Source organism: Sinorhizobium sp. 7-81, assembly GCF_030124405.1.
GTDB classification, from domain to species: domain Bacteria; phylum Pseudomonadota; class Alphaproteobacteria; order Rhizobiales; family Rhizobiaceae; genus Sinorhizobium; species Sinorhizobium psoraleae.
The window spans coordinates 393,255-405,551 of the sequence record NZ_JASKLT010000001.1; the positions used below are offsets into that span (position 1 = coordinate 393,255).

General features: G+C 63.4%; 11 protein-coding genes. 4 read left to right on the forward strand and 7 right to left on the reverse strand.

Annotation, left to right across the window (positions count from 1 at the left end; all coding sequences use genetic code 11):
* Positions 1 to 162: 162 nt before the first annotated feature.
* Together fmt and truA are read left to right on the forward strand one after the other, a co-directional pair.
* A complete protein-coding gene (fmt, locus tag QN224_RS01920; protein ID WP_283975339.1) occupies positions 163 to 1,098 on the forward strand; it encodes a methionyl-tRNA formyltransferase in 936 nt (311 codons plus the stop codon).
* Positions 1,098 to 1,841, forward strand: coding sequence for a tRNA pseudouridine(38-40) synthase TruA (truA, locus tag QN224_RS01925; protein ID WP_283975340.1), 744 nt, complete (start codon positions 1,098 to 1,100; stop codon positions 1,839 to 1,841). The genes fmt and truA overlap by 1 nt, the downstream gene beginning before the upstream one ends.
* 37 nt (positions 1,842 to 1,878) lie before the next feature.
* Here truA and QN224_RS01930 read toward each other — a convergent pair whose 3' ends face one another.
* The 5 genes from QN224_RS01930 to QN224_RS01950 form a co-directional block, all read right to left on the reverse strand.
* Positions 1,879 to 2,475 (reverse strand): hypothetical protein, encoded by a 597-nt coding sequence (locus tag QN224_RS01930; RefSeq protein WP_173511083.1) that lies wholly within the window; start codon positions 2,473 to 2,475, stop codon positions 1,879 to 1,881.
* On the reverse strand, positions 2,462 to 3,655 hold the full coding sequence (gene dapE / locus QN224_RS01935) for a succinyl-diaminopimelate desuccinylase (RefSeq protein WP_283975341.1): 1,194 nt from the start codon (positions 3,653 to 3,655) through the stop codon (positions 2,462 to 2,464). Before dapE ends, QN224_RS01930 begins: the two co-directional genes overlap by 14 nt.
* A 304-nt stretch (positions 3,656 to 3,959) precedes the next feature.
* Positions 3,960 to 7,145 (reverse strand): multidrug efflux RND transporter permease subunit, encoded by a 3,186-nt coding sequence (locus QN224_RS01940; RefSeq protein WP_283975342.1) that lies wholly within the window; start codon positions 7,143 to 7,145, stop codon positions 3,960 to 3,962.
* 142 nt (positions 7,146 to 7,287) lie between these two features.
* Positions 7,288 to 8,490, reverse strand: a complete 1,203-nt coding sequence (locus QN224_RS01945) for an efflux RND transporter periplasmic adaptor subunit (RefSeq protein ID WP_283975343.1) — start codon at positions 8,488 to 8,490, stop codon at positions 7,288 to 7,290.
* A 28-nt stretch (positions 8,491 to 8,518) separates the two neighbouring features.
* A complete protein-coding gene (locus QN224_RS01950; RefSeq protein ID WP_283976081.1) occupies positions 8,519 to 9,346 on the reverse strand; it encodes an alpha/beta hydrolase in 828 nt (275 codons plus the stop codon).
* Positions 9,347 to 9,485: 139 nt separating this feature from the next.
* On the opposite strand from QN224_RS01950, the gene QN224_RS01955 reads away from it, so the two are divergent.
* A complete protein-coding gene (locus QN224_RS01955) occupies positions 9,486 to 10,397 on the forward strand; it encodes a LysR family transcriptional regulator (protein WP_283975344.1) in 912 nt (303 codons plus the stop codon).
* Between the two features lie 32 nt (positions 10,398 to 10,429).
* On the opposite strand, the gene QN224_RS01960 is transcribed toward QN224_RS01955, so the two are convergent.
* Positions 10,430 to 10,825 (reverse strand): helix-turn-helix domain-containing protein, encoded by a 396-nt coding sequence (locus QN224_RS01960; RefSeq protein ID WP_283975345.1) that lies wholly within the window; start codon positions 10,823 to 10,825, stop codon positions 10,430 to 10,432.
* 89 nt (positions 10,826 to 10,914) lie between these two features.
* On the opposite strand from QN224_RS01960, the gene QN224_RS01965 reads away from it, so the two are divergent.
* Positions 10,915 to 11,232: a multidrug efflux SMR transporter gene (locus QN224_RS01965; protein WP_283975346.1), complete on the forward strand. Its 318-nt coding sequence runs from the start codon at positions 10,915 to 10,917 to the stop codon at positions 11,230 to 11,232.
* Between the two features lie 94 nt (positions 11,233 to 11,326).
* On the opposite strand, the gene QN224_RS01970 is transcribed toward QN224_RS01965, so the two are convergent.
* Positions 11,327 to 11,986, reverse strand: coding sequence for a peroxiredoxin (locus QN224_RS01970; RefSeq protein ID WP_173511076.1), 660 nt, complete (start codon positions 11,984 to 11,986; stop codon positions 11,327 to 11,329).
* Between the last annotated feature and the right edge of the window lie 311 nt (positions 11,987 to 12,297).

Sequence of the window (12,297 nt, forward strand, 5' to 3'; positions counted from 1 at the left end):
TTGCGCGTCTGATAAGACGCGGGGCGCAGTAGAGTGGGACGAGGAAAATAACCGTGTGCGGGGTTTCCGCCCGCATCCTGCTCTCACTATTCGCTGGAGCGCCCGCGCGTCGGCGCGAAAATCGTGGGCGCAGCCTGATTTCAAGAGACGGAGTTTGCCGCCTTGCCGCTTCGCATCATCTTCATGGGAACGCCGGAATTCTCGGTGCCCACACTTGTCGCGCTGGCCGAGGCAGGCCATGAGATCGTAGCCGTCTACACGCAGCCGCCGCGTCCCGGCGGGCGACGCGGTCTCGACCTGCAGAAATCGCCTGTCCATCAGGCAGCAGAACTTCTAGGCGTTCCTGTTCTGACCCCGCTGAATTTCAAGGATGGGGACGATCGCGAGACTTTCCGCAAGTTCAATGCCGACGTCGCCGTCGTTGTCGCCTATGGCCTGCTCCTGCCCGAGGAAATCCTCTCGGGAACGAGGCACGGCTGCTACAACGGACATGCATCGCTCCTGCCGCGCTGGCGGGGCGCAGCGCCCATCCAGCGCGCGATCATGGCCGGTGACCACGAGACCGGCATGATGGTGATGAAGATGGACAAGGGTCTCGATACCGGTCCGGTCGCGCTCACCAAGGCCGTCGTGATCGGCGAGACGATGACCGCCGGCGAACTGCACGACAAGCTGATGCAGGTTGGAGCGACTTTGATGAAAGAGGCGATGGCCAAGCTCGAAGCGGGTGATTTGCCGCTGACGCCACAGCCGGAAGAGGGCGCAACCTATGCCGCCAAGATCAGCAAGGCCGAGACCCGCATCGATTTCACCAAGCCGGCGAGCGAGGTGCACAACCATATTCGCGGCCTTTCGCCTTTTCCCGGCGCCTGGTTCGAGCTGACGATCGGCGGGAAACTTGAACGGATAAAGGTGCTGCATTCCGAAAACGCCAAGGGAACCGGCGCGCCGGGCACGGTATTGGACGAGGCGTTGACCATCGCCTGCGGCGACGGCGCGGTCCGGCCGACCCGGTTGCAGAGGGCCGGCGGCAAGCCGCTCGAGGTCGCCGAGTTCCTGCGCGGAACGCCTGTCGCTGCCGGCACGAGGATCGCCTGATGCCGCGTTATCGCCTGACCGTCGAATATGACGGCTCCGATTATGTCGGCTGGCAGCGCCAGGAAAACGGTCCCTCCGTCCAGGGTGCGATCGAGAAAGCGATCCTGTCGCTGACCGGCGAGACGGTCTCCGTCCGCGGCGCGGGACGCACCGATTCCGGCGTTCACGCCATGGGGCAGGTGGCGCATGCAGATCTCACACGCCAATGGAAGACGCACACGCTGCGCAACGCGCTCAATGCCCATCTGACGCTTGCCGGAGAGCGTGTCTCGATTCTCGATGCGCTTGAAGCGCCACCGGAGTTCGACGCCCGCTTCTCGGCGCTTCGCCGCCACTACCTCTATCGCATCATCTCCCGCCGCTCGCCGCTGGCGCTTGAGGCACGGCGTGCCTGGTGGGTGCCGAAGACGCTCGACCATGAGGCGATGCATGAGGCGGCGCAGCGGCTGGTCGGCTACCACGACTTCACCACCTTCCGCTCCGCCCACTGTCAGGCAACGAGCCCGCTGCGCACGCTCGACCGGCTGGACGTGACGCGAACGGGAGATCTCATCGAGATCCGCGCGTCAGCCCAGAGCTTTCTGCACAATCAGATTCGCTCCTTCGCCGGCTCGCTGAAGCTGGTCGGCGAGGGCAAGTGGACGCCGGACGATCTGCAGGCTGCGCTCGAAGCGCGCAACCGGAAGGCCTGCGGGCCAGTTGCCCCGCCCGACGGCCTCTATTTCATGCAGGTGGATTATTGATCCTCGTCAGGCGCGGTCTTTGATGCCTCGCGTTTCGCTAGCCTGGAACAAGACCAAAGAAACGCTGCAGGAACTCGCCGATCATGACCGACGGCAGCAGGAATAGGGCCGTCAGCGCGGCCGCGAGCAAGGTCTGGTCGCCGGTGACCGTGCGCAGAAGCCGGAAGAGCAAGCCGACGCTCGCGACCAGCAGCAGCAGCCAGATCAGGCTTGTCAGTCCCTCGCTGCCCGGAATCACCAGACGTATCGCCGCCGGTAGCGCCATGGCATAGGAGAGCGGCACCGAGAGCCAATTGGTAGTGACGATCACGGGCACTACAAAAAAGGCAAATCCCAGCGGTCGCGACAGGATCACGATCAGGATGATCGGCAGGAGCCAGCTGGCAAGATCTATGACAAGCAGCTTCAGGATGAAGCCGAAGCCGATCGTCGTGCCGGCCGGCATCGCCGAAAGGTAATAAAGCCGCCAGGACGCCCAGGTCACGGCGATCGCCGGCAGGGACCAGAGGATCGCTGCGAACGAGCGCCACAGGCCGCTCTCGCTGATGTCCAGCCAGCGGAACCCTTCGCGGTCGCCGCGGATGAGCAGCCACAACCCCTTGATATAGGCGAGGACCTCCTCAAGCAGCGGCATGACCGAACCAGCGGGCGATGAAGGTTTCGTAGATCTCGGTCAGGGTTTCGAGATCGGCGACGGCAACGCGCTCATCGACCATATGCATCGTCTGCCCGACGAGGCCGAATTCGACGACGGGGCAATAATCCTTGATGAAGCGCGCGTCCGAGGTGCCGCCGGTGGTCGAGAGCTTCGGCTGGCGCCCCACGACGGCCTCGACCGCGCCGGAAAGCGAATCGATCAAGGCGTTGTTGCGCGTGAGGAATACGTGGCTCGGACGCTCGTTCCAGGCGATGTCGTAACGGACGAGCGCGCGACCCGGCCTGAGCTTGTCGGTCGCCGCGGCACGATCGAGCCGCGCGATGATCTCCGCCATGAGGCTTTCGGCGGTCCATTTGTCGTTAAAGCGAATGTTGAAGCTGGCGCTCGCCTTCGCCGGGATGACGTTGACGGCCGGATTGCCGACATCGATGGTCGTGACCTCGAGATTCGAGGGCTGGAAGCTCTCGGTGCCGCCGTCGAAAGGCGGGTCCATCAATGCCTCCGTGAGCTGCAGGATGCCGCGCACCGGATTGTCGGCGAGATGCGGATAGGCCGCATGTCCCTGGACGCCGTGAACGGTGATGCGGCCGGAGAGCGAACCGCGCCGGCCGATCTTGATCATGTCGCCAAGCGCATCGGGATTGGTCGGCTCGCCGACAAGACAGGCATCCCAGCGCTCGCCTTTCGCCGCCGCCCACTGAAGAAGCTTCACCGTGCCGTTGACGGCCGGGCCTTCCTCGTCGCCGGTGATGAGAAACGAGATCGAACCTTTCGGCGCTCCATGCTTCTCGATGTGGCGGGCAACGGCCGCCACGAAGCAGGCGATGCCGCCCTTCATGTCGACGGCGCCACGCCCATACATTTGGCCGCCGGCAATCGCCGCGGAGAAGGGGGGATGCGTCCAGGCGGCTTCGTCGCCGACCGGCACGACGTCGGTATGGCCGGCGAACATCAAGTGCGGGCCGTCGCTTCCCAGCCGGGCGTAGAGATTCTCGATGTCCGGCGTTCCGGCTTCGCTTGCTGTCACTCGGTCGACCCGGAACCCGAGCGGAGTCAGCATCGCCTCCAGCGCGGTCAACGCGCCGCCTTCGGCGGGGGTGACGGATGGGCAGCGAATAAGCGTGGAAAGATTGGTGATCGGATCGGTGGAGGTCATCTATCGGAAGCCATCTGCGCGGCACGCAGGCCTGTGAGGTCGGAGGCTGCTGGTTTATCCGATCGAGTGCCGGCTGTCACGCGCGATGGCGGCGCTACAGCCCGCGCTACGATTCAGGGAACGTGCAGTAGGCTCTCAGCGCAATTCCAGGAAAAACTGTGTGTAGCGGTTTTCCGTCCGGAATTGCGCTGTTTCAAAGGGCCAGATCATTTCGCTGTTGAAACAATGAAATGATCTAACGTGAGCGGGCCGGACAATTTCTCGTCCGGCCCGCTTGAGGCGCCATCGGGCAGGGGACTCCCGTTCACTCGGCGGGGGCGAGGTGCGGCGCTTCGATGTGTGCTCCCGAGTGCTTCAGCGGCCGCTCGCCGGCGAGCTTGCGGATCAGCACGTAGAAGACCGGCGTCATGAAGATGCCGAAGGCGGTAACGCCGATCATGCCGGCAAAGACGGCGACGCCCATGGCCGAGCGCATTTCCGCACCTGCACCGGTGGAGGTGACGAGCGGCACGACGCCCATGATGAAGGCCATCGAGGTCATCAGGATCGGCCTGAGACGCAGCCGGCTGGCCTCGATCGCCGCGCTCACCGCGCTGCTGCCGGAAAGTTCGAGTTCGCGGGCGAACTCGACAATCAGGATCGCGTTCTTGGCGGAGAGGCCGACGAGCACGATCAATCCGATCTGCGTGAAGACGTTGTTGTCTCCGCCCGTCAGCCAGACGCCCGTCAGTGCAGCCATGATGCCCATCGGCACGATCAGCACGATCGCGATCGGCAACGTCAGGCTCTCATACTGGGCCGCCAACACGAGATAGACGAGCAGCAGCGCCAGCGGGAAGACCAGGATGCCCGAGTTGCCGGCGAGGATCTGCTGGTAGGTCAGATCCGTCCACTCGAAGCCGATGCCGGGCGGCAGCGTCTCGGCGGCGATCCTTTCGATCGCGGCCTGCGCCTGGCCGGAGGAGTAGCCGGGCGCCGGACCGCCGTTGATGTCGGCCGACAGGAAGCCGTTGTACCGGATCGCCCGTTCCGCGCCGACGGTCTGCTCGACTTTCAAGAGCGCCGAAAGCGGGATCATTTCGCCCGACTGCGACCGAACCTTCAGCCGGCCGATATCGTCGGCATGGCTGCGGTAGCTCGCGTCGGCCTGGATGCGCACGCTGTAGGTCCGGCCGAAGGCGTTGAAGTCGTTGACATAGAGTGACCCCAGATAGATCTGCAGCGTCTCGAATACGTCGGTCACGGATACGCCGAGCTGGCGCGCCTTCACACGATCGAGATCGGCAAAAAGCTGCGGCACGTTGATCTGGTAGCTCGAATAGAGGCCAGCCAGTTCCGGTGCCTGAGCGGCCTTGGCGAGAAAGGCCTTTGCCGCCTCGTCGAGGGTCCGATAGCCGAGCCCGTTCCGATCTTCGATCTGGAGCTTGAAGCCGCCGGTCGTGCCGAGGCCTTGGACGGGCGGCGGCGGGAACATGGCGATGAAGGCGTCCTGGATAGCTCCGAACTCCTGGTTCAGTTGCATGGCGATAGCGCCGCCCGAAAGCTCGGGCGTCGTACGCTCTTCGAAGGGCTTCAGTGCCACGAAGACAATGCCGGAGTTGGACGAGTTGGTGAAACCGTTGATCGAAAGGCCCGGGAAGGCGATGGCGTTCTCGACGCCCGGGTGCTTCAGCGCGATGTCGCTCATGCGGCGGATGACGTCTTCCGACCGGTCGAGCGTCGCTGCGTCCGGCAGTTGGGCAAAGCCGATCAGGTACTGCTTGTCCTGTGCCGGCACGAAGCCGCCGGGAACGGCCCGGAACAAGACGAAGGTGACGCCGAGAAGCACCACATAGACGCCCATGATCAGCGACTTGCGGGAGAGAATCCCGCCCACGCCGCGGCCATAGGCCTCGGAGCTGCGGCCGAAGAAGCGGTTGAAGCCGCGGAAGAACCAGCCGAAGAGCTTGTCCATTGCGCGTGTAAGCCAATCCTTCGGCGCGTGGTGGTCACGCAGCAACAGCGCCGCCAGTGCCGGCGAAAGCGTCAGCGAGTTGAAGGCGGAGATCACCGTCGAGATCGCGATGGTGAGCGCGAATTGGCGGTAGAACTGTCCCGTCAGTCCGGTGATGAAGGCGAGCGGCACGAAGACGGCGACCAGCACCAGCGCGATCGCGATGATCGGACCGGATACCTCCGACATGGCGCGGTAGGTCGCCTGCACGGGCGACAGTCCCTGCGCAATGTTGCGCTCGACGTTTTCGACGACGACGATCGCGTCATCGACGACGATGCCGATTGCCAGCACCAGGCCAAAGAGGCTGAGCGCGTTGATCGAGAAGCCGAAGACATACATCACTGCAAAGGTGCCGACGATCGAGACCGGCACGGCGACGAGCGGAATGATCGAGGCGCGCCAGGTTTGCAGGAAGATGATGACGACCAGGACGACGAGGGCGATCGCTTCGAGCAGCGTATGAATGACGGACTCGATCGAGGCGCGCACGAACTGGGTCGTATCGTAGACGATCTCGTAATCCACGCCCTCGGGCATGGTCAGCTTCAGTTCGGCCATGGCCTTGTGAACGTTTTCCGAGATCTGGATGGCATTGGAGCCCGGCGCCTGGAAGACGCCCATGCCGACGGCGGCCTTGTTGTCGAGGAGCGAGCGGAGCGAATAGTCCGCAGCGCCCATTTCAACGCGTGCGACGTCGCCGAGACGCGTGACCTCGCCACCTTCTCCGGATTTGACGACGATGTCGGCGAAATCCTCCGGCGTCTGCAGACGTCCCTGTGCGTTGACGGAAAGCTGCAGGTCGAGTCCCGGGACCGAAGGCGAGGCACCGATGACGCCGGCGGCCGCCTGCACGTTCTGCTGGCGGATGGCGTTTGCGACATCGCTTGCGGCGAGGCCCCGTTCGGCGGCTTTCTGCGGGTCGATCCAGACGCGCATCGAATAGTCGCCGCCGCCGAAGATCTGCACCTGGCCGACGCCGTCGATGCGAGCCAGGCGGTCCTTGACGTTGAGGACGCCGTAGTTGCGCAGATAGTTGATGTCGTATTGACCGTTGGGCGAGAGGAGGTGGACGACGAGCGTCAGGTCCGGCGAGCTCTTGACGGTCGTCACGCCGAGACGGCGCACTTCTTCCGGCAGGCGCGGCTCGGCTTGCGAGACGCGGTTCTGCACGAGCTGCTGGGCCTGGTCAGGATCGGTGCCGAGTTCGAAGGTGACGGTCAGCGTCATCAAACCATCGGCGGTCGCCTGGCTCTGCATGTAGAGCATGCCTTCGACACCGTTGATCTGCTCCTCGAGCGGCGTCGCGACCGTTTCGGCGATCACCGATGGGTTGGCGCCGGGGTACTGGGCGCGCACGACGATCTGCGGCGGCACGACCTCCGGATATTCCGAGATCGGCAGACCGGTCATGCCGATCAGGCCCGCGACGAAGATGAGCACTGAGAGAACGCCCGCGAAGACCGGGCGGTCGACGAAAAAGCGTGAGAAGTTCATAACAATCCCCCTTGGGATGACTTCGGGCAAGAACCAGGCCTCCGCGGCGAGAATGCTCACCGCGAGCGTGGAAGCATGCACTTTGATGTTCGGTCGGGCGCCGCCGCGCGTCCCCTCGAGAGAGGCGAGGCGGCGCGTTCAACTATCGCTTGGCGATCGAAGCGGTCGCTTCCTCGGCCGGCTGCGGGGCAACGAGGACGCCCGGTCGGACGCGCTGCAGCCCATTGACGACGATGCTCTCGCCCGGCTTCAGCCCGGCTTCGACGATCCGAAGACCATCGGCGGTCGGTCCGAGTGTTACCTGGCGGTACTCGATCTTGTTGTCGGCGCCGACGACCAGCACAAACTTCTTGTCCTGGTCCGAGCCGATGGCACGGTCGCTGATCACCAGCTTTTCCGCGGGAGCCGGATCGCCGATGCGGATGCGGACGAACTGTCCCGGAATCAGCCTGCTGTCGGCGTTGTTGAGCGCCGCCCGCACGCGGATGGTGCCGGTTGCAGCATCGACTTCGTTGTTGATGAGCTGGATGTGGCCACCGATCGGCGTTCCCTCGTCGGCGGCGGTGCCGATCTGCACGGGGATGCTCTCGATCGCGCTGCCGGCCGCCGAAGCGGAGAGCTTGGCGAGAGCCGCCGCGACCACTTCCTCGCTGACGTTGAAGCTCGCATAGATCGGGTCGATCGAGACGAGCGTGGTCAGGACCGGCGAGGCGGAGCCGGCGGCGACCAGGTTGCCGGCCGTCACTTCGAGCCTGCCGACGCGGCCGGAGATCGGTGCGCGGACTTCCGTATATTGCAGGTCCAGCCGGGCGGAACGCAGCGCCGCCTTTGCCGAACGGACATTCGCCTGAGCCTCGTCGAAAACGCTTAAGCGCTGGTCGACTCCGCTTTGCGGTATCGCGCTCGTGGTGACCAGCTTGCGGCCGCGATCGAGCTCGGTTTTCGCGAGCGCCACCCGCGCCTCGGCCGCGGCGACCTGAGCCTCTGCACGCTCGACGGCGGCGGCATAAGGTTCTGGGTCGATGGTTACGAGAAGGTCTCCCTTCTCCACCAGTGCGCCTTCACGGAAATGCGATTTTAGAATGGCGCCGCCAACGCGGGGACGCACCTCGACGCGCTCGATCGCTTCGAGCCGCCCGGAAAAGCTCTCCCAGGTCGTGATCCGCCGGGATTCCGCCTTCGCAACCGAAACGGGGACCGCGGGCGGCGCCGCGGCTGTTTCAGTCGCGGCGTCAGCCTTGTACCGATAGGGCACGCCGAAGAACACGGCGGTTCCCCCGGCGATGGACAATAGGATGCTCAGGCCGGCGCCCCAAAGGACCCGGCGGGTAACGGTCGACGTCATGTTTTCTCCTTGCCGGTTGGGAGCCGGCCTAGTTCGTTTTCATCTGCGAGTTTGGCTTCGCCCCTGCGTCCTGGAAGAAGCGGGAGAAAATGCCGGATATGGTCTGTTCCTGCGCGGGCCAGTTTTCCTGCGACGAGGTGTTTGCAGGCAGCCAGGTGGCGCCCCCCGGCAGGACGTGCATTTTCACCGGGACGCCGGCCTGGCGAAGGCGCTCCGCATAGGCCTCCGTTTCGTCATGCATCGGACATTGCTCGCTGGTGATGACGAGGGCTGGAACGAGCCCCTGCAATCGCGTGCAATACCCGGGGGCCGCGTAGGGGTGGGTCAGCCCGCTGCGTTCACCGAGATAGCGTTGCCAGCCTTCGGCGATGGACTGCACCGAACTCTGCGGACAGAATTTGCGGAACGACGCCGTTGCCATGCAAGGATCAAGCAGGGGCGACAGCAGGATCTGCCCCTTGAGGTCCGAGAGAAACTGGTCGCGTGCCATCAGTGCCAGGCCGGCTGCGAGATTTCCGCCCGCTTCCTCCCCGGCAACGAACAGCATCGACTTCTTGTGCGCGAACTGCGGACAGCGGCTGCGCATCGACGACAGCATGGCGTATGAAGCCTCGAGCGCTGCCGGGAACGGGCTGAGGCACGCCGAAGGATATTCCGGCGAAATGACCACGGCCCCAGCGGCGGCAAGCGCGCTCGCAACTTTCTCGCCGGCCGCGACCGATTCCCCGACGAAGGACCCGCCGTGAAAATGAAGCACGACCGGAGGTGGAACGAGCAACGACGCGCCTCGGTAGACGCGCGCGCGGCACGCCCCGTGGGCCGTCTGCATCGTCTCTTCCGTAAAATGCGTGTTCATCTCTCTTGTCTCTGCCATAGGGCAATCCCTAGATGAGGGACAGCCCGCGATGTTTGCAGCATAACATTGTCTTTCGTCTGGAATAGTCGGCGGGTTCTGATTACACTATTCGGTATTTCGAACAATTCGGTTATTGAAAATGGACCAGCTCACGGCCATGCGCGCTTTTCTTCGAGTGGTGGAGACCGGCAATTTTACCCGGGCATCCGTATCGCTCAACATGCCGAAGGCGACGGTGACCAACCTCATCCAGGGGTTGGAAGCGCACCTAAGCACCAAATTGCTCAACCGTACGACGCGGCGCGTTCTGGTGACGCCCGACGGCGCACTCTATTACGAACGAGCGGCCCGCCTTGTTTCCGATCTCGACGAACTTGACGGCAGCCTGTCGAGCGCGCAGAGCCTGCCGAAGGGGCGGTTGCGGGTCGAAATGGCGAGTGCGATCGCCAACCTCGTTATCCTTCCCGCGCTACCTGAGTTCCACAAGAAATATCCCGACATCCAGATCGATCTCGGCGTTTCGGATCGGACGATCGACTATGTCGCCGAAAACGTCGATTGTGCGATCCGCGTGGGCACGCTGACCGACCAGTCGCTGATCGCCAGGCGCATTACGGAAATGAGCTTCATCGCCTGCGCGTCACCGGCCTATCTCGATCGCCACTCGACGCCGCAGCATCCGGCCGACCTCGAGAGGAATTGCTATGTCGTCGGTTATTTCCGGCCGCAGACCGGGCAGCCGATGCCGATTCATTTCAAGCGAGGAAATGAGGAGATCGAGGTCAAGGGCCGTTACGCTGTCGCGGCAAACGAAGCGACGACCTATCTTGCCGCCGCGCGGGCAGGGCTCGGAGTCGTCCAGGCACCACGCTTCATGGTGCGCGACGATCTGCAGTCCGGTGCGATGAGGCCGGTGCTCGCCGATTGGCAGATCGAACCGGCGCCGATCTATCTCGTCTATCCACCCAACCGGCATTTGAGCAGCCGGCTGCGGGTTTTCGCTGATTGGGCGGTGAAGGTGATCGCACAGTCGCAGATGGATGGCGCGTAGACAGAGCGAAGCTTGACGCGGTGTCCCGCGGCTCAATCGCGGCGTTCCGCGTCATAGTGCTCGCGCGCTGCATCGAGTTCCCCGAAATGGGTTTCGGCCCAGCGGTCCAGAACGACAAGCGTATCGCTCAGCGACCGCCCGACCGCGCTCAGGCGGTATTCGACGTGCGGCGGCACGGTCTGTTTGTCGTCGCGGATCACAAGCCCGTTGCGCTCCAGTTCTTTGAGCGTCTGCGTCAGCATCTTCTGCGACACATCGCCGAGCTTGCGCATCAGCGCGGCATTGCGCATCGGCCCCTCATCCAGGGCGGAGATGATCAGCATCGCCCATTTGCTGGCGACAAGCTCCAGCGCGTGGCGCGATGAGCAGGTCGGGTCGAAGACGCTCGGCGTCGAAGCCGCGCATTTCTTTGCCGAATCTAAAGACATTTTGATAGTTACCAAAAGGTGCGTAATTGCCCTTAGGTGCCTATCCTACCAGATTGGGTCCAGACTTGAAAATCCGGATGGAGATAGCAATGGCATGGATCACTCTGCTGGCGGCGAGCGCCGTCGAAATCGTCATGGGCCTTGCGCTGAAATATGCCGAAGGCTGGACGCGGCTCGTTCCAAGCATCATCGGTGTCGCGGCGGCACTCGCCAGCGTTTACCTCCTGACGATCGCGATGCGCGAGCTGCCGGCCGGCACCGCCTATGCCGCCTGGACCGGCATCGGATCCGTGGGCATCACCGTGCTCGGCATCGTGCTTTTCGGTGACCCGGTGTCCTGGCTTCGCCTCGTCTGCATCGCGATGATCATCGTTGCCGTAGCAGGGCTGCGGTTTCTGGAGGCCTGAGCCCGGGCGGACCGGCCTTCAAAAAAACCGACGGCCCATGAATGCCGCGTGGGCGCTTCATGGGCCGCATATTCGGATGCCTGAGCCGCTGACGTTATGCGGTCGGCTGTTTCGTCTTCCGGAGATAGGGCAGGACCGTATCGAAGGAGCCGAAGCGCTGGATCGCGTCCTCGTTGGACACCGCCGCGGTGATGATGACGTCCTCACCTTGCTGCCAGTTCGCCGGTGTCGCCACCTGGTGCTTGGCGGTCAACTGGATCGAATCGATAGCGCGCAGGATCTCGTTGAAGTTGCGGCCGGTCGTCATCGGATAGGTGAGGATCAGCTTGATCTTCTTGTCCGGACCGATGACGTAGACCGACCGAACGGTCGCATTGTCGGCCGGTGTGCGGCCCTCCGCCGTATCACCGGCGTCGGCCGGCAACATGTCGTAGAGCTTGGCTACCTTGAGGTCCCGATCGCCGATCAGCGGATACTCGACGTCGAAGCCGGTTGCGACCTTGATGTCGTTCTTCCATTTGCTGTGGCTTTCGACGGGATCGACTGAGATGCCGATGATCTTGACGCCACGCTTGCGGAATTCGCTTTCGATTCCCGCCATGGCACCAAGTTCCGTGGTGCAGACGGGCGTGAAATTCTTCGGATGGGAGAAGAGAACGGCCCAGCCGTCGCCGATCCATTCATGGAAATTGATCGTGCCTTGGGTGGTCTCGGCGGTGAAGTCGGGGGCTGTCTGGTTGATACGGAGGCTCATGGTCTGCTCCTTTGCGGCTGTGCGTTTGTTTTGCGCAGAATAACGCAATCGTGGCGCTTTTCGAGGAGGAAACGTGCGAGATCGACCCGCAAAGAGAATGTCAGCGGCGTGATATGCATGTTTTGGAGAAAAACATCTCTGAGGCACACGCAGTGCTGGTATTCATCGAACCATGTTCGAGAGACGCAGGTACTTTCGCGCCGCGCAATGCGCTCGCCATAGGGCTCCGCAGTCTCCCGGCCGGCGTTCGCGCGCCGCGTTCCCGCCGAGACAAGAATGCGACGCGTATCAACGAAGGTATCAGGCCGGCT